This is a genomic window from uncultured Algoriphagus sp. (assembly GCF_963974365.1).
Classification (GTDB): Bacteria; Bacteroidota; Bacteroidia; order Cytophagales; family Cyclobacteriaceae; genus Algoriphagus.
This window is the reverse complement of record NZ_CAXBBX010000004.1, coordinates 34,940-54,089: the sequence shown is the minus strand read 5'-3', so window position 1 is coordinate 54,089 and position 19,150 is coordinate 34,940. Positions and strand designations below refer to the sequence as shown.

Sequence of the window (19,150 nt, the reverse complement as noted above, 5' to 3'; positions counted from 1 at the left end):
TTTGCTTAAAATCAATTCATTGATAACAGGGATTGTTATCTTTGCACACACCCTAATTTGATTTCATTGAACTCTTATTGCCAAATACCTAATCGGATGATTGGGATGATTTTGGTTTGGATTACCCTCATTTTGTCACCAGAGCCTACGCTAGGATGGCAGGTAAAAAACCCAAATAAACCCGAAACGACCTACTCCATAAATGCTGCCCTGGCACTCACTGGCGACACTAATTTATGTATCGTGATAGGTGGCGTCATCGGCAACTACAGTGCTGGAGGAAATCCCGGTGATGTATATGAATGGAAAATAACTAACTCATCCGGCGATGAACTTTTAAATAGAAGTGGCGGTGACCAGTTTGAATCTATTCAGTTTTTATTCAGTGTAGTAGGAGACTATGTGGTTTCATTGAAAATCAGGAGAGGAACAGATGCTAATTTTTACGAAGAAAGTTTAGATGTAAAAGTTCAAAAAGGGGCGGAATTGGCCTTGAAGCCTGATTACCTCGTTTGTGGTGATGAGCCAGTTTTACTCACTGCATTATTCCCTTCAACACCAAATCTGGCTAATTATACCATCACCTGGAAATCCCTTGATTCAGATGGAGATCAGGTTGTTATCGGCACGGGAAATGAACTCCTAACGTATAATATCGGATACCATTTTGTGGAATTATACCTGACAAATGCCGACGGCACCCAAGCATGTACCATCAAAGGGTCCACTTTCGTAGGACCTCCGATTGATTTCCAAATCACCCAATCTGAGCAACAAATCTGTGAAGGCAGACCTATTACTTTTGGCACAGATACGCCTCTTACGGGTGAATGGTTTATCAAAAAAAGTACATCTCCAACCAAGACAAGTCTCGGGACGGCATTTGAAATAACACTCGAATCAAGCGAGTTGAATGGCCCAGGAATTTATGAGGTCTTTTTTAGCGCGGAGGATGAGCAGTATCCAGATTGTCCTTCTGAGAGAAAAGTTGCTTTCGAACTGTTAGAATCTCCAAAACTAGATGCGCAAATCCTAGTTTCACCGGATGATTGTATTACAGAAAATGGAAGCATGCAAGTTACTAGCAATACAAATTTGGATTCAATCGAAATCCCTGAACTAGGGATAAATACAGGCCCTGTCGCAGCGGGTCAAGTGCTTACTTATTCAAATATAAAGCCACAGATCTACTCGATTTATGCTACCCAAAATGGGTGTAAAGTCACCAAATTGGTACAACTAGAAGCCAAAAACCCACCTGTAACTCCCAACCCTCCTACTCAGCTGACGCCTTCCATTACCAGTACACCGGAAACATGTTCCCAAACTGGAGTAGTAGAAGGTAAAGTGGAGGTTAACTTTGGACAAAGTATAGCCGACGGGAGATATCGCTTACTAGCTGTGTCTGCAGGAGAAATTGAAGCGGGTATCGTTCCTGCGAGTGGATTATTGGCGTTTAATCTTTCTTCAGGAGAATATTTATTAGAGCTAGTCATAGACGGCTGTACCTACCCTATTGAACCTATTTCCATTGCTGATCAGCCACAAGTAAATTTTACAACTCCGGGAGATATTCAAGTCTGCGAAACCTTTGATTTCATCCCAGAAACTGAGGAAGATATGCTATTCACCCTTACCTACCCTGATAAAAGCGTACAAACGTTACGTTCAGGAAAGGCATTTACTATTACCGAAGGAGGATCCTATACCTTACTTGCCGAATCAAATAATCCCACCTCTACTTTATGCCCTAGAGTAGAAGTTTTTAATGCGACTATTTCTCAAAAAATATCATTTAAGCCAGTCAAAGTCGAAAGAGGCTGCTTTGACCCGATCCTTTTTGTTGCAGAAATAGAAGGAATCCTTCCAGAGGACGCAAGTATACGATGGGTGAATTCTGAAGGTGAAATTGTAGGTAGAGGCTATGAGTTTTATCCAGCCACGGTTGGGCTATTCACCTTAACAGCTCAGCCTCTAGAAAGTGGATTTTGTGATGTAGTACATGTAGAATTTGAGGTAATTCCTCCTATCACATCAGTCCCAATGGAGCTAGAAGCTACCAAAATTTGTCCTGAACCAGGCACTTCCACCGTTACTTTAACATCAGATGAAGAAGAAGTCTTTCATACGGAGTGGATTTTTTATGATGTCAATGACCAGCGAAGTGAGTTATCTCAATTTGAGGATTTGCTGGAAATACAAGTTGATCAGCCCGGAACCTACGAAGCTGTTGCCTACAACAAATTCAACTGTGAAATAGGCAGAAACTTCATTTTAGTGGAAGAAAGCAACTTATTAACTCTTCCAAATCTTGATGAAAGCTACCCTGCATGTACAAAAGGAAACACACTAGCCCCAATCGATCCAGGACAATATGCTTCATACGAATGGTATTATGGAGATCAGTTAGTTTCCACTCAACGGCTATTTAAGCCAGCCCAAGTAGGAGATTACCAATTAATTGTCACTACTGAAGATGGATGCGCATTTGAAGATTCCTTCCGAACCTACGATGTTTGCAACTACCAGATTGTATATCCTAATGCAATGATTCTAGGCAACCCTGACAAAGACTTCAGGGTTTTGATGAGCGAAGGAGTGACTGAAGCAGAATTATACATCTATAATCGACTCGGAGAACTCATTCACTATACTACTACAAATGAAATCCCTATCGAAGAGCCAGTGCTCAATTGGGATGGAAAATCTAAAGGAAAGTTCGTCCCAACGGGAAATTACGTAGTTGTAATAATCCTGAAAAATTCATCGTATGGACTTGAAGAAAAAGAGATTGGGTCACTTTTGGTGTTAAATTAGGAGGAAATTCAAAACAATATTTTTTATTAGCGGGAAAGCTGAATGCAATATTTTTCCTATTTTTCCACCTTTACAATCGATTGGTCACAACCCAAAAAATTTAAAACCTATCATATGACTCAAACCATTAACAAATCGGCTCTCTTCAACGCAAGTTGTTTTGCGCTCATTACCACCGCATTTACATTCTCTATTCGAGCTGGAATACTTCCACAATTAGGAGCAGAATTTAATTTATCCAATGAACAACTAGGTTTTATTAATTCCATGTGGTTCTTAGGATTCCCTATTTCTATGATCTTAGGAGGTCTACTTTATCACAAAGTTGGACCAGCAAATATTATGAGAGTTGCATTTGTGATGCACACGCTGGGTATCCTCCTAACTATTTATGCTGGAGGATATACGACACTATTGATGTCTACTCTTTTCATAGGCTTTGGTAACGGCTGTACTGAAGCTGCTTGTAATCCGCTAATTGCTGATATGTATACTGGCGATAAAATGAATAAAATGCTGAATAGATTCCATATGTGGTTCCCCGGTGGCATTGTTGTTGGTAGCTTGATTTCGGAATTTATGACCTCTACAGGTGGAGTTTTAGGTAGCTGGCAAACACAGATGTGGGTTTTAATGATCCCTACTGTAATTTATGCGGTGTTATTCTTCGGTAAGACATTTCCAAAACCACATATTGATGCAGCAATGTCAATTCCGCAGAATTTAAAGGCAATGATTTCCCCTATGTTCATATTCCTATTCATTTGTATGATTTTTACAGCAACTACTGAATTTGGAACAACACAATGGGCGAATGTCGTGTTGAGTTCATCAGGTGCAAGTGGTATGTTACTGCTAGCTTTGACAACAGGTGTCATGGCAGTAGGAAGATTCTTTGGAGGGCCAGTTGTTGCTAAATTTGGACAACCGGGAGTTCTACTAGGAAGTGCAGTACTAGCAACTATTGGTATATATATGTTCAGTACTGTCACTGGGCCTTTAGCTTATTTGGCAGCGATAATATTTGGTCTAGGAGTATGCTTCTTCTGGCCAGTAATGATAGGTGCTACTGCACAGAGAGCTCCTCTAACAGGTGCATTGGGTATGTCTATAATAGGTGGAGTTGGAATGCTTTCTAACTTCTTTTATAACCCAATAACAGGTAGATGGATTGATGATGCCAGAGCAACTAATTCTGCTGCTGGACTTACCGGCGACGCACTAGAATTGGCAACTGGACAAGACACTCTTCAGAAAATGATGCTCTTTCCGATCATACTCATTGTTCTTTTTGCCATATTCTACTTCTGGCAGAAAGGCAAAACACCAGCTGTTTCCGCAGCTCACTAACATAAAAAAAGCAACCTTCGGGTTGCTTTTTTTATGCTTTATTTCTTCTCCCAAAACTTCAGCTTGCCCTTATTACTGGAGTTTACCAATCGAAAACTTTCAGGTATCTCAGCAGCTTCTCCACAGTAAGTGACTATTCTTGTACCTACCGCTACTTCGTCAAACTTCCTCCGGATAAGATCTATGTAACTTCGATACTGGACAAAATCAATCCTGTTGTCTTTATCCAATCTATCTTTGAGATTGATGTTTTCTTCAAAGGAATTGAAAAAGTAAAAAGCGTCATAGTTCTTAAAATCTAGATCCTTCAAATCTCCATGAATGAAGTTCACTCGATCCAGTTTAAACTTTTCGGCTAGCTTTCTGGAGATCTGGACTAAGTTTTCCCGCTGCTCTACGCCTAGGATTTTAGCATCAGAATTTGCTGCAGCAATTAGGCAGAATTTACCTGCTCCAGAGCCGAGGTCCAATACAGAGTTTCCTCCTTTTTGATCTAAAAATGCTATTGCTTTTTTTGCCACTTCGACTGGAGTCCAATGGGTACTGGATAGCATTTTGATTTTCATGGGATAAAGAGAATCAAATTCCTCATCCCCTATTGCCTTCAGACTTGTAGAAATTCGGATCACTTAGAATGATTTGGTTTACTTAGTATCATCCTTAGCTTTTTGTCATACGCGATTGCATACTTTGCCATACCCAAGTCACTTGGGTGGGTTCCATCAACGAAGTCATCTACTCCCATACCAATTTCATCTTTTGACAAAGTATAAATCCCGGTTACACCAGAATCCTGCAGCGTTTCAAAGCTCTCTTGGAGCCATCGATTCAAATTTTGGTAAATCTCAGCTCTTGGCTCAAAAACCAATCCATCAGAATATCCTGCATGTTCCGTTAATAAAATAGGTGTGTTTGGATATTTTGACCGCAGAGTGTTAACGGCATAGCTCAGTTTGTTTTTGACCTCACTTTCAGAAAAGCTGCCTAAGTTTGGAAGACAGTCCAATACAAAAACAGCAGGGTCAATTTGAGACACGTATTGAATCACCTCTTCCTCCATCCTACCGTTTCCTGAGAAAGCCAAATTGATCATTGGCATATCCAAGTCCCTAGACAAAATATTTGTCCAAGCCATGCCCGGTCTAGAGGCACAGGCTCCTTGAGCAATAGAGGTTCCATAAACCAGAATTGGTTTTTCGGTTCTTCTCGGACTAAATGCAAAGCTTTTATCGTCAGGAACACCAATCTGAAGCTCACTCAATCCATTATAAAGAGGCAGGAAAAGTTGAAACTCTTTAGACGAACCTGGTTCATTATTTAGCTGAAAATTATAAGTGATTTTTTCGCCAAATTTATACCCTCCTCTCACCCAAAGGAAATTTCCAGAGGCATCTTTTACATACAAATCCACACCGCTTACACCCGTTGCTGGCATATGTGGCATTTCCAGACGGGTTGATGTTGGCGTGTAGGAAACTTGAATTTCGGGGCTATCAGTAGTAAAATGTAAGGAAAGACCTGCGGTCTGTCTTGACAAGTTCCATACTGGATCTCTTACAATTCCTTCTGAGGATGCTGGCAAACGATTAAATCCTATATCATCCCATCCTCTTCCTTCTAGCGCATTTATCATTTCTGGACTTTCTCCAAACCACTTTATTTCCTGTGCCCATGACGCATTCGCCAAAAGGACAAAAATCAGAACTGCAAAACTGATACGTGTAGTTTTCATACGCTAAAAATAAGGTTCTCCAGGACAAGAGCTAGTACCTATTTGCATGAAAAATGAGCTATCCTTTAAAACACAGACGTTAAGTTGTTTATTGACAAGTAAATGCTCCAGTCCTAAGGATTCAAACCTTGCTTTTTCATCAGTTTCCAAGACTTTTCCTTAATTTGAAGTCTTGTTTAAAAAACCCTATTAACCTCTCATCCTATGTTCAAAAAATTTACACTACTAAGCCTGTTGGGCTTCTTACTTTTTTCCTGTGAAAAAAAACCTGTTCAACTCACAGATGAAGAATATTCAAAACTCACAGACGAGCAAAAAAGATCACCTGAGCATGCGGTAGATGGAATTATCGTGGCGGATGAAAGGCTAGCGCTGACACTTTTTGCATCCGAACCGATGATGTCCAATCCTACCAATATGGATATTGACGATCGGGGTAGGGTGTGGATAGCAGAAGCGTATAATTACCGCACTTCTTTGAACCCTAGAAACCCAACCCGTGCAGAAGGTGATCGAATCCTAATTATGGAAGATACCGATGGAGATGGAGTGGCTGATGAATCAAAGGTTTTTTATCAAGGAAACGATATCAATGCCGCCTTAGGGATTGCCGTATTCGGAGATAAAGTTTACGTCTCAGTCAGCCCATATGTATATGTTTTTACAGATGCAGATGGCGATGATGTGCCGGAGAAAAAGGAGATCTTATTCGAAGGTGTAGGCGGTGAGCAGCATGATCATGGGATGCACTCGTTCACTTTTGGTCCTGACGGGAAATTATATTTCAACTACGGAAATGCTGGCGAAGGTCTTCATTACGCGGACGGCTCGCCTATTTTGGATCCACTTAGTAGACCAGTCAATAACAAAACTCAACCTTATAAAGAGGGCATGGTTTTCCGGATGAATCCCGACGGTTCGGATGTAGAAGTGCTAGGCTGGAATTTCAGAAATAACTACGAAGTTGCCACAGATAGCTACGGTAGAATGTGGCAGTCTGACAATGATGACGATGGAAACAGAAGTACGAGAATTAACTACGTCATGGATTATGGTAATTATGGCTTCAAAGATGAAGTCACAGGCGCGGACTGGAGAGCTAGACGAATCAATATGGAAGACTCCGTCTACCAGCAGCATTGGCACCTCAATGACCCAGGCGTTGTTCCTAATTTACTTCAAACCTATGCAGGTTCGCCAACGGGTATTTTAGTCTATGAAGGAAAATTACTTCCCGAAGAATACCAGAATCAGGTCATTCACTCGGATGCAGGTCCAAATATAGTAAGAGCGTATCCAGCCGTTCCTTCTGGAGCAGGTTTTACTGCTAAAATCATCAACCTTTTGGATGGAAACCCCAGAGACAATTGGTTTAGACCATCTGACGTGACAGTTGCCCCAGATGGTTCATTGTTTATCTCAGACTGGTATGATCCAGGAGTTGGTGGTCATGCTATGGGAGATTTGGACAAAGGAAGAATATATAGACTTGCCCCTAAAGATGTTGACTATGACGTAAGCAAGCCGGATTACACAAGCATTTCTTCTTTAATTAATTTACTTCAAAGCCCAAATCGCGCTACTCATTTTAAGGCGTTCATGGCATTGGTAGAAAAAGGCGACGAGGCAAAAGATGCTTTGGAGCAATTATTTACCGAAGGTGAAAGTAGAATGAGAGCAAGAGCATTCTGGGTACTTACCAAGCTTCCAAATGGCAATGATTACATCAAAACTGCTGCAACTGACCCAGATGAGAATATCAGAGTAGCGGCCATTCGTGCTTATAGAAATAACAAAATGAGTGACGTTTCCTTCTTGCTGGAAATGGCAGGAGACGAATCTGCTCAAGTTCGCCGGGAAGTGGCTCTAGCCATTCGCTATACTTCCGCGCCAGAGGTTTGGCTAAAACTGGTTGAGGGATATGAGAGCGGAGGTCGATGGTATTTGGAAGCGTTGGGAATTGCTGCTGAAGGCTTTTGGGATGATTACTTGCCTGTGTACTTAGAGAAAACAGGTTCAGGATGGATGGAAAATCAGGAAGCTAAAGACATAGTCTGGAGATCACGAGCTTCAAATACTGCAGATCTTTTAGGGAAAATTATACTTTCTCAACCTGGTCGCAACAATCAATCTTACTATCGTGCACTTGATTTCCAGTCTCTAGAGGCTAAAAACAAAACTCTCAAATCACTCTTAGCAAATGCTCCTGAAGAGGATCAACTCATTATCCTAAGACAGATTACTTTTGATCCAGCTTCACCAGATCGAGAGATTCTCACCTTGGCGAAAAACACGGCCGGAAGCATCGCAAATGACAGGGATTTTTTAGATATCGTAAGCAAATACCAGTTGAGAGATCAAAAAGTCAGGTTGGAAAAGCTTATCTACCAATCTGAGAATAGTCAGCATTCCCAGATGGCGGCTAATAGTTTTGCTGCCTTGTATGGAATGGGAGAAATAGAGAAGTCTTTTGTTAATCCTGATCAAGAAAAAGCGATGGCTTCGATTGAGAAATTTGGAGTGATTGATAATGAGGAAATGGCAAAACTCTTGGCTGAAGTTTATCTCAATGAATCCAACTCTTTAGAAATGAGGACTGCCGCGATGGAAGCAGCAAAAGGATATAATTCCGAACCGTATTTATTGGAATTGGCAAAAGCGGATAAGATCCCAGCTGATGTGCTTCCTATAGCGCAGAAAATCCTTCTATCCTCGTGGAATGGAACTATCCGGGCCGAAGCCAATGAGAAATTTGGAGCTGCATCTTCCAACGCAACGGTTGATTTGCCGAAACTTCTAGCTCAGCAAGGAGACGTAGAAAAAGGCCTTCTCATCGCAACTAATTACTGCCTTGCATGTCATAAAATTGCTGACAAGGGAATTGATTTTGGCCCTGGACTTTCGGAAATCGGAGATAAACTATCCAAGGAAGGGCTATTTAATGCCATCATCAATCCATCCGAAGGAATGGGTTTTGGCTATGAAACTCAACTTGTTAAAATGAAAGACGGAACAGAGTTTACCTGTATCGTCAATTCAAAAACAGAAAATGATTTAGTGGTGAAGTTGGTAGGATCAGCTGAGCAGAAGATTTACAAGCTGGTGGATGTCGAGAGCGTCACCCAGTTGGAAGAATCACTGATGCCTAAATTTCCACTATCAGAAACTGAACTGGTGGACTTGGTTAGTTATTTGGAGACGTTGAGAAAGTAATTTCTTTTTTATAAAATACACTGTAATCAATCCCAGCTTATTAAAATAGGCTGGGATTTTGTTTGAGAGATACACCCATAAGTTCAACTCTTCACTTACATTTCCTATGAAACTCTTTGCGACAATCCCTCTACTCATTTTTGCAATTCATTCCTCACCAGCACTTAGTCAAGAAAAAGAGGTCGCCTACAAATCCGAAACCCTACAAATCGAGCAAATTAGTCCAAATACATTTGTACATATCAGCTACCTAAATACGAATGATTTTGGCAAAGTGGCATGCAATGGAATGATCGTGATAAATGAAGGTGAAGCCCTGGTTTTTGATACCCCTGCAAATGATGAGGCAAGTTTAGAATTAATTAATTGGATAGAAAACGATCAAAAAGCCAAAGTCAACGGAGTTGTTGCTACTCATTTTCACTGGGATTGCTTGGGCGGATTAAACGAGTTTTATGCAAAAGGAATCTCTTCATACGCTTCTGACAAGACAATTGAGCTAGCAAGAACTGCTGGCTATCCCACCCCAGAAAATGGCTTTAAAAAGAAACTTATTCTAAAAGCTGGAAGCCTAAAAGTAACAAACCAATTCCTTGGCGAAGGCCACACCAAAGATAATTTCGTGTCGTATGTCCCTTCAGACAAAGTGCTTTTCGGTGGCTGCATGATCAAAGAAATCGCAGCTGGTAACGGCAATCTTGAAGATGCCAACATCGCAGCTTGGTCAGCTACCGTCTCGAAAGTGAAATCGACATTTCCTGAAATTTCTATTGTAATTCCAGGGCATGGCCAAATTGGCGGAACGGAGTTGCTGGATTATACGGTGGAGATGTTTAAAGTAAAACCATAACTCACAAAAAAAAGCTCTTGCAGATATCCGCAAGAGCTTTCCAATTTCAAACCATACTAATTACTTCTTTTCTACTACTTTAAAGACCGTTTCACCTGAATGAACCTGCCCAAAGCGATCAGTCGCCTGGATTCTTATCACGTGCTCACCTGCTTCTAATCCCGCCGGAATACCTCCACGCCACAGATGTTTGCTCGCTGCAGGGTTAGATGGTCTACGACCGTCGATCAGCTCCTCTGTGACATCCCACTGATACAAATCCACCAAATAGGCAGGATCATAATCCTCCACTTTAGATGCTGCTTTCCATTCTCCCTCATCAACTTTGATAAGTACTTCATCTCCCTCACTTCCCATGAAGAAGTTGACAAAGATGCCAGCCGTTGTTCGCTTGTCTTTTTCCAGAACTTTCGGTGCAAAAATCTCCATCTGGTAATCACTCGATTTGCCGGCAACCTGATAGCGGATTTTATACTGATTACCATCGAAATGAATCAGCGCGTAACCTTTTGGAGTTCCGTCACGCATGGTGGAAACGGGAATTCCCTTTTCATCCAACGTGCCCTTGTACCAGTCCCCTGATGTAGTTCCTACATTATAGTGATGATGTGGTTTTTCCTGTCTCCATCCATCTTTTTTATAAAACAAATCCTGCTTCTGCAAATGGGTATGAGCTGAAAGAGAAAGTGTATTCGGAAAATCAGCCAACAGATCAAATATCTCCTGACGATCTTCATCACGGAATGAATCCCCTTCTTCAGCTAAAGGAATATGCATAGATATCACTATCAGATGGTCCTTTGGCACAAACTTCAAATCGTTTCCCAAGAAGTCCAATTGATCTGGACGTAAGCCACCCCAATAGCCTTGTTTGTCTCTAGGGTCCGGCCAAAGGATATCATCAAGAACGATAAAGTGAACTTTACCAACATTGTAAGCATAAGCACTTGGTCCAAAATGAGCCTCGAAAGCTTCATCGGCTAACTCATCACTTTCCACATCGTAATTCTGATCGTGGTTCCCCATGACGTTATACCAAGGAAGGCCAACTTTCGCCACAGCTTTGGCATAAGGACCAAACAAACTCAAATCGTCACCGACCAAATCTCCCAAAGACAGACCAAAAGCGACATTCTGAATCCCTTCCACTTCGCTTACAATCCCCCGATCGAAGAAGTCTACTTCTTCCAAGGTGTAAGGCTGGGGATCACCGAAAATCAAGGCAGTAAAATCATCCTTCTCTTCCACGGCAGTCATGGCAAAATTGATTTCCTTTGGAAGGTCTCCCGTAGGGGCAGATCCTGCATATTTTAACTCTGGAGAGCCGCTAGGCTTATGGATGTAGTAAAACTGTGGTTTATTCAACGAATCCAATGCAACCGTGTACCCCGTTGGTTTGATGACAAAAAGCAGTTGCCCGTCTTCCAGACCAATTTCGTAGTAGCCCTTTTCGTCGGTCTGCACTACCTCATGCCCATTAGAAATGCTGACTCCGGCAAGACCAGCTTCCCGACGTTGCTTTTTGCCATTCCCATTGGCATCATGATAGACATAGCCCTTCGCCAAATCCTGAGAAAAAGCGGTTAAACTTGTAAAAATCAGAGTTGCTCCCAGCCCTGCGATAATTGAATTTCTCATTGTTCCCACCAAACTTTTGTGTTGATATCATCCGCGCCCATTCTGGCCACAGCATTCTTGTAATTTTCTGGATTGTTGATCTGCACACTCACAGGATAACGGAATCGTACCGGAGCCTGCTGATTGTTTAGCATACCCTCATTCTTTGGAAGTGCAGGAAATCCAGTTCTACGATATTCGAACCACTGCTGGTAATCGTTGAAATACAATCCCATATACTTCTGAAGCATAATGCGCTCCAGAGTGCCATCGTAAGAAGCAGCAGGATTTTCAAAATACCCTTCTGTCATTTCTACTTCCCACTGTTCCATGGCTGCTTTCACTCCATTTTCATAATGCGTAGCCGCGTCAGCTTCTATCACTCCTCGTTGAGCCAATTCTGCCTTGATGAATTCCACCTCCGCATACGTCAAAATCAAGGAAATCATCGGAGCTTCCACCAGTACTCTATTGTGATTGCTTGGTAGATACTGAAACTGGTTTTCATTTCCATCAAAACCACTAGGAATTCCTTTATATCCAATGTACGTCGTACCATCCATCTCACGAGCCTGCGTCATGAATCTCGCTCTTCTAGGATCTTCTAGCGCATTGAGATTATCTGCAAAAAACTCAGAAATCGACCGGAAAGTAGTGAAGTCAATCGCTCGTCCCCAAGGAGAAAGATTTGGAGTTACTCCAGTGATCTGAAGAATCGCTGACTCAGCGGTATTTTCAAAAACAGGATACTGCTCCGAATTAGAAATCATCGACGCCATCTTTGTAAATGAATTCATCTCAGCTCTATTCGACACTCTCAATAGCAGTCTCAAATGCAAAGAATTGGTAAACTTCCGCCATTTTTTTACATCGTTGTGAAATAAAATATCATCTCCATAGATCATCGCCTTCGTGTCGTCATAGAGTGTGTTTGCCCGCTCCAAATCTTGAAAAATCTGAGCATAAACCGCTTCCTGTGTATCGAAGGCAGGCTGGAAAATCCCATCTTCTGCCCGACTAGCTTCCACCATAGGAATATCTCCAAAGCTATCCGTCAGCTGACTCAAGCTGTAAGCTCTTAGAGTCAGTGCAATCGCTTCATAGTTTACATCCGAATTTTGAATAGCTGAAGTCTCCATCTCCTTGATGTTGATCAGCCATTTATAATAAGTGCTCCATGTAGAATTACCTGCAGACTCGGAAATATCGTAGCGGTGATAACCTCCATTTGCACTTGGAAATGGCAAAGCGATCTGCATAATCTGGAAAGTCCAGGCATCTGCTCTATCTGTGCCAAAGCTGGATATCCCGTAAATAATTGGGTTCAATAGAGTCCCCGGACTGATCTGGTCGATACGATTTGGATCAGTATTGATTTCTTCAAAATCATCAGTACAGGAAGTCGATGCCCATACCAATGTTCCTAGCAAAAGTGTCGCGATATATTTGTTCATAATTTTCATCGATTAAAACTTAAGGGTAAGATTCACACCCATATTTCTGGTAGTTGGCAACTGGCCCATCTCTATCCCCGGAAGTAAGGTTCCACCATTCAATGCTGCAGTTTCCGGATCAAACATTGGGAAATTGGTCCACATCGCCAGGTCTCTTCCGTATAGCGCGATCGAAGCCTGACGTATACTGGTTTTCTGCAAGAATTTGACAGGAATACCATATTCCAGTCTCATCTCACGCAGCTTGATAAAGGAAGCGTCGAAAGAATTGGACTCCACATTTGCTCTTCTGTAAGCTTCTTTGTAGTAATCTGCGATATTGACTTCTGTGGTGTTTGGAGAAAAAGTGCCGTCTCCATTGTCCACTACCCCATCGCCCACGATCATCCCAGTCTCTCTGCCCTCTAAGGTGTGCGCTAATTTGCCCTGTTCAGTCATTTTATGATGCGTTTGAGAATAGACAATTCCACCATACTGACCGTCAAATAGAACACTCATTCGGAGATTTTTATACACAAACTCATTTCTAAAACCACCTTTCCACTTCGCATAGGCATTGCCTTGGTATTCGATTTCGGAAGGTCTAGTGGGCAGACCATTACTTCCATAGATAATCTCTCCTTCTGGAGATCTCACAAAACCGAATCCATATATATCACCTGTAGTCCCTCCTACTTTGGCGATAATGGTAGCATTTCCTCCGTAGCCAATTACTTGGCTTCCGTCCACTTCGTCAGGAAGTGAGATTACTTCATTTTGATTTTTCGCCCAAGTCACAAATGAATTCCACTGGAAATTATTGGTTTTCACAGGACTTCCGTTCAGCACCAATTCAATGCCTCTGTTCTGTACTTTTCCGGCATTAAGAACTGCGCTGGAATATCCCGTGGTGATATCTACAGGTACTTCGAGAATCTGATTTTTAGTTTCTGAGATGTAGAAATTGACATCAAAACCCAATCTTCTGTTGAAGAAAATCATCTCCAAGCCCGTCTCAAAACTGGTCGTGATCTCAGGTTTGAAGTTAGTATTGTAAAGGGTAGATGGCACAGAAGCAGAACCTGGAAATTCACTTTGACCGTAGTATTTGGAAGTACGGTACGGGTCAGTATCATTCCCCACCTGTGCACCCGACACTCTTAGCTTCGCAAAAGAGATCGGTTCTGGTAAGGCGAAGATATCTGAAAGTACAAAACTGGTACTTACAGACGGGTAGAAGAAACTGTTATTTTGAGTAGGCAACGTACTTGACCAGTCATTTCTTCCTGTGATGTCCACGAATATTTTTTCATCAAAGTCAAAAGTCATTAAGCCATAAAGAGAGTTGATTACCCTGTTGTTGTTATTTGTGGAAAGCACTGGATTGTTGATACCATTGGCGAGTTTATATACACCGGGGATGACCAAACCATCTACATAAGCTGACATCATGCGGTATTTTCTCGACATGTGGTTTCCGCCTACACTTGCTCTCAAGGAGATTTTCTCGGCAAGTTTCCCATTATAAGTGAATAGGAAATCTGAGTTTTGCTCATAGTTCGTGATGTTCTGCTCCTTGTAATAACCTCTTTGGAAGTTTGCTGTGCTGTAAGGTCTTTGTTGCGCACGCTCTTCCTGACTCATCGCCAAACTGGTACGAGCCATCAATTCAAAATGATCATTGAATGTGTAATTGGCAGATAGATTTCCAAAGACTGTGTTATTGTTCACCGAGTTGGTCATCTCATAAGCAATCAGATAGGGATTATCAATAAAAGAGCTGAATGGATGCACCTGCTCTACATTCTCCTGTCCCTCTTTCCAGATAGGTCTGTACCACTCCAAGTCTATACTTGGATTTTGGAAAATCATAAAGTAGGCGATTGACTGATTGTTGTAGCCAGTAGCAGGAAGATTATCCGAACTCTTGTTGGTGTAATTTACTTTCGCATTCAGCTTTAGCTTTTTACTGATTTGCTGGGAAGCAGATAGTGCCGCTACCAGACGGTCAAAACCTGTATTTGGCATGATCCACTCATTCTTAGTTTGAGTGATGGAAGCCCTTAATGAACCCAGCTCGTTTGCACCTTCCAGTGACACACTGTTTATCATATTGAAACCAGTTTCCCAGAAGCCAGTCACGTTATCTTCATATGGCCTCCAAAGTTGGCGCTCTGCGGATTGCCCTTCCAAAGTAGGATCATATTGAAAGTATGATTGCCCATCAAACTTTGGCCCGAACCCACTTGAAGTACCTCCTGTGCTCGATCCATCTTCAGAAGCCCCATAGGAATAATATGGCTCACCAGCAGCATTGAAGGATTTGCCAGTTCCCTGACCATATTCGTATTGTCTTTCAGGCCATTTTAGCACATTTTGGAAGCTGAAGTTAGAATTGATCGTCACCCCAATTCCTTTGTTCTTTTTGGACCCACTTTTCGTAGTCACGATCAAAGCACCATTTGCTGCCCGGCTACCATAAAGTGCCGTGGCACTTGCTCCTTTAAGCACATTTATGGTCTCGATATCATCCGGATTCAAGTCTGCAATTCCATTTCCAAAATCAACAGGCACATCATTGCCAGATCCAGCTCCATACGCATTGCTGACACCGGAAGAAGTCAATCCTGAATTCATCGGAACTCCATCGACCACGATCAAAGCAAAGTTCCCATTTGGATTAAGTGAATTATCTCCTCTAAGGCTGATTTGGGAGGAATTCATTGGTCCTGAACCTGCTGAAAGCACATTCAAACCTGCAACTTTTCCACGCAAAGCATCTGACCAATTGTTCGATCTGGCATCCAAAAGCTGCTCGGAATCCACTTTTTGTGTAGCATAACCCAAGGCTTTTTCCTCTCTTTTGATTCCCAAAGCAGTTACAACAACTTCACCAAGCACATCACTGTCCAGTCTCAACCGAATAGTCAAATCTGTCTGATTTTGAGCAGTCACTTCCTGCTTGTCGTAACCTACGTAAGAGAAAACCAAAACTGCTCCCTCATCAACTGTAATCGCAAACTTCCCATCAATATCAGAAGTAGTTCCTTTTGTAGTGCCTTTGATGATGATATTGACACCCGGGAGTGTCTCACCTGTCTCTTCATCTACAACAATCCCTGAAATCTGCACCTTTTCTTCCTTCACAATCAACTGCTCCAGGTTACTTTTCGTACTTACAGCGATTGTGTTATTAATTTGCTTGAATTTCAGATTGGACTGACCGGAGATTTCCTCTAGAATCGATTGTAGGTCCGTTCTCTTTTTGGAATAGCTCACTTTGGTAGCTAGGTCCAAACCCGTTTCATAAGAAAACTTAAATCCCGACTGCTTTTCTATCTGATTAAATGATTCGAAAAGAGCCAGTTCAATTGAGCTGAGCGAGACCATCGTCTCTTCCAGTTTCTGAGCATTGACGCCACTGGCAAATACCATGGAGTACATGCAGCAACTGAGTAGGCAAGCCGTAAATAATCTCATAACCAAGGTTTTTAAGGCAGGTGGTAACTTTTTTTGCATAAATTTGAAATGTTCAGGTGTTAAAATGTTAGAAGCGTTTTTTACTCGAACTGAATGGATTCGTTGGCGCGGATCCATTCGTCTTTTAAGGGCAGTTTTTAAAGGTTAGGATTACATTTTTCTCTTTGATTTGATAGGTTATCGGGATGGAATATTGGATGAGTTCAAGTAGATTTTCCAGACTTTGTTTCTCATAGGTTCCAGATATTTCACAGGTATTCGTTTGCTTCAGGTCAGCCGAGATTTTCACTCCATACCAATCTTCCAGCGTCCTTATCATCTCTTCCATCGGGGTATTTTCAAAGACGAGTACATCTTTGGTCCAGGCGAATAGCGGATCATTTTCAGGAATGTTTGAGACTGCCCCGCCGCTTTTGGAATAGTCTAGTCGAAGATTTGGAGTGAGCATGAAAATAGAATCAACTTGATCAAAGACTTTCACCAAGCCTGATTTCACAGCGACGACTTCCTGCTGATCTGCTAGATTTTTGATAAGAAAAGATGTCCCTAGTACTTCCGTAGTAAGATTTGCAGACTCGACTCGGAATGGATGTAGCGTATCTCGTTTCACTTCGAAAAATGCCTCTCCGGAAAGCTTGATCAATCTGTTTTCGGAAAAGTTTTCGGCCACCTGAATAGTGGTGTTATGAAACAAACTCACGAGTGAACCATCGGGCAGTTTTACTTTTTTGAACATTCCTTTCGAATTTTCAAAAGTCAAAAAGGTCGTTTCCTGAATTTCCGGAGTTTCCGCAGGTAGTATTTTTAGAGCAAAGAGCCCTACTCCTATTAGGATGACAATAGACGCGGCGATCTTCCAACTTGCAAAGCCTTGCTTGGGTGAAGTAGCTGGAAGCTGCGCACGGGTAGCTCTCCGAATGTTCTGAAGCATCTCAGATTCTACTTGAGCTTTTTCACGTTTCTTATGATCTTGAATATGCCATGCAGAGTCAATTCCCTTGTCGTACCAAGAGTTAAACTGTTGAACTTCTTCTTTGGAAGCTTTACCCCGAAGGATTTTAGAAACAATGTCCGAGAGGACAGATGGTAATCTCATGTATGGTTGTCTTTCACTTATTAAGTGTCAAAACAACCTCTCGACTACCGTCCATTTTGATTATCTAATCGTGAATATTGAGTGGAGAAAAATTAATCTCAGGGTAACAAAGAAGTGTTTAAGCTATGAAGTAAACTGCTAAAGCCGGTGCTAAATGCTTAAGCTCTCCACGCATGATTTTGAGTGATTTGGTAAGTTGATTGTGAACAGTCTGCGGAGAAATCTTCAGCTTTTCGGCGATTTCATCTACAGAATAACCTTCCAATCTACTCATGCGAAATACAAGTTGTGCTCGGGGAGGAAGCATTTCCACTGCAATTTCTATCTCTTTATATAGCTCTTCGAAAGCGAATACATCTTCTTCATAAAAGGATTCTGGCAGATTATTGGCGGTGTTGGTTCTGTTCTTCGCTTGCTCATCAAAATGCTTCATGACCTGATATTTCACGGCCGTGAGTAGATATCCTTTGATCCCGGACTTGATCTCCAATGATGCGCGCCTCTGCCAGATATCTATAAAAATCTCCTGTAGGATATCCTCTACGATGGATTGATCACCTATTTTACTATAGGCACTTTGGTACATCAATTCCCAATTGTCCTTGAAAACCTGTTCGAAATGTGCTGAATTCTGAAAAGTGGACATAATCCTATGAAGCGTATGTATCAAAAATAATTGGCTTGGGACTAAAAGGTGAAAATGATAGGTTAAGATATTATTAAGAGGTGAACTCAAAGCTGAATTTTTACCTTTCAACTTATCAACTAGGAAAAAAAATTTTATGCAATCACTAAAAGAAAAAAGCGCGCTGATCACTGGCGCAGGAAAAGGATTAGGTAAAGCTATTGCTCTGGCTCTTGCCGCAGAAGGAGTTAATTTGGCAATTCTATCCAGAACAGAATCAGACCTTTTGAAGGTTAAGGAAGAAGTCGCCTCAATTGATTCCTCATTGAAAGTTGCGATTGCTGTCGCTGATCAATCAGATTATTCTAGCATCAAAACTGCTATTGCATCATTGATCTCAGAAGTCGGAGTTCCTGATATTTTGGTTAATAATGCTGGAACCGGAAAGTTTGGAAAGTTCATGGATCTGGAAGTAAGCGAATGGGAAAACATCGTTAAGGTTAACTTATTTGGCGTTTATTATGTGATCCACGAAGTTCTTCCAGGAATGCTTGAGAGAAAATCCGGTGATATTGTAAACGTATCTTCCACTGCTGGGCAAAAAGGAAATGCGATGACAAGTGCATACAGTGCTTCCAAATTTGGGTTGAACGGATTGACAGAATCATTGATGATGGAGGTGCGCAAATCTGACATCCGTGTATTCAGCATGAGCCCAAGTACCATAGCTACTGACCTAGCCATGGACAATAACCTGACAGATGGGAATCCAGACAAGGTATTGCAACCCGAAGATTTTGCAGAGCTGCTGGTAGCTCACTTGAAATTGCCAAAAAGAGCCTTGGTGAAGGAAGTAGGACTTTGGTCTACGAATCCTTAAAAGGATTATACCACGATCATAGATTTTCTAGGCATTCGTTTATGCAACACTATTGCA

General features: G+C 41.8%; 12 protein-coding genes. 5 read left to right on the top strand and 7 right to left on the bottom strand.

Annotated elements, in window-relative coordinates:
• The first annotated feature begins 96 nt into the window (after positions 1-96).
• Together AACZ87_RS06495 and AACZ87_RS06490 are read left to right on the top strand one after the other, a co-directional pair.
• Complete coding sequence (locus AACZ87_RS06495) at positions 97-2,817, top strand: hypothetical protein (RefSeq protein WP_339865888.1); 2,721 nt, start codon at positions 97-99, stop codon at positions 2,815-2,817.
• Positions 2,818-2,931: 114 nt separating this feature from the next.
• A complete protein-coding gene (locus tag AACZ87_RS06490) occupies positions 2,932-4,167 on the top strand; it encodes an MFS transporter (protein WP_339865887.1) in 1,236 nt (411 codons plus the stop codon).
• A 38-nt stretch (positions 4,168-4,205) separates the two neighbouring features.
• Here AACZ87_RS06490 and AACZ87_RS06485 read toward each other — a convergent pair whose 3' ends face one another.
• Together AACZ87_RS06485 and AACZ87_RS06480 are read right to left on the bottom strand one after the other, a co-directional pair.
• Positions 4,206-4,796 (bottom strand): methyltransferase domain-containing protein, encoded by a 591-nt coding sequence (locus AACZ87_RS06485; RefSeq protein WP_339865886.1) that lies wholly within the window; start codon positions 4,794-4,796, stop codon positions 4,206-4,208.
• Positions 4,793-5,899: an SGNH/GDSL hydrolase family protein gene (locus AACZ87_RS06480; protein ID WP_339865885.1), complete on the bottom strand. Its 1,107-nt coding sequence runs from the start codon at positions 5,897-5,899 to the stop codon at positions 4,793-4,795. Before AACZ87_RS06480 ends, AACZ87_RS06485 begins: the two co-directional genes overlap by 4 nt.
• Before the next feature lie 204 nt (positions 5,900-6,103).
• Here AACZ87_RS06480 and AACZ87_RS06475 point away from each other — a divergent pair, with 204 nt between their 5' ends.
• Positions 6,104-9,112: a PVC-type heme-binding CxxCH protein gene (locus tag AACZ87_RS06475; protein ID WP_339865884.1), complete on the top strand. Its 3,009-nt coding sequence runs from the start codon at positions 6,104-6,106 to the stop codon at positions 9,110-9,112.
• Positions 9,113-9,218: 106 nt separating this feature from the next.
• The gene (bla, locus tag AACZ87_RS06470) at positions 9,219-9,962 is read left to right on the top strand and encodes a subclass B1 metallo-beta-lactamase (protein WP_339865883.1); all 744 of its coding nucleotides are present in this window, start codon (positions 9,219-9,221) and stop codon (positions 9,960-9,962) included.
• Between the two features lie 60 nt (positions 9,963-10,022).
• On the opposite strand, the gene AACZ87_RS06465 is transcribed toward bla, so the two are convergent.
• The 5 genes from AACZ87_RS06465 to AACZ87_RS06445 all read right to left on the bottom strand — a co-directional run bounded on the left by AACZ87_RS06465 (position 10,023) and on the right by AACZ87_RS06445 (position 18,258).
• Entirely contained in the window at positions 10,023-11,600 is a 1,578-nt protein-coding gene (locus AACZ87_RS06465) for a calcineurin-like phosphoesterase family protein (protein WP_339865882.1), read from the bottom strand.
• Positions 11,597-13,033 carry a SusD/RagB family nutrient-binding outer membrane lipoprotein gene (locus tag AACZ87_RS06460; RefSeq protein WP_339865881.1) on the bottom strand — a complete coding sequence of 479 codons (1,437 nt, stop codon included), beginning with the start codon at positions 13,031-13,033 and terminating at the stop codon, positions 11,597-11,599. Before AACZ87_RS06460 ends, AACZ87_RS06465 begins: the two co-directional genes overlap by 4 nt.
• Before the next feature lie 12 nt (positions 13,034-13,045).
• Positions 13,046-16,492, bottom strand: a complete 3,447-nt coding sequence (locus AACZ87_RS06455; RefSeq protein WP_339865880.1) for a SusC/RagA family TonB-linked outer membrane protein — start codon at positions 16,490-16,492, stop codon at positions 13,046-13,048.
• A gap of 124 nt (positions 16,493-16,616) precedes the next feature.
• The gene (locus tag AACZ87_RS06450; RefSeq protein ID WP_339865879.1) at positions 16,617-17,588 is read right to left on the bottom strand and encodes a FecR domain-containing protein; all 972 of its coding nucleotides are present in this window, start codon (positions 17,586-17,588) and stop codon (positions 16,617-16,619) included.
• A 118-nt stretch (positions 17,589-17,706) separates the two neighbouring features.
• Positions 17,707-18,258: a sigma-70 family RNA polymerase sigma factor gene (locus tag AACZ87_RS06445; RefSeq protein WP_339865878.1), complete on the bottom strand. Its 552-nt coding sequence runs from the start codon at positions 18,256-18,258 to the stop codon at positions 17,707-17,709.
• Positions 18,259-18,370: 112 nt separating this feature from the next.
• On the opposite strand from AACZ87_RS06445, the gene AACZ87_RS06440 reads away from it, so the two are divergent.
• A complete protein-coding gene (locus AACZ87_RS06440) occupies positions 18,371-19,093 on the top strand; it encodes a 3-ketoacyl-ACP reductase (protein ID WP_339865877.1) in 723 nt (240 codons plus the stop codon).
• Positions 19,094-19,150 lie beyond the last annotated feature (57 nt).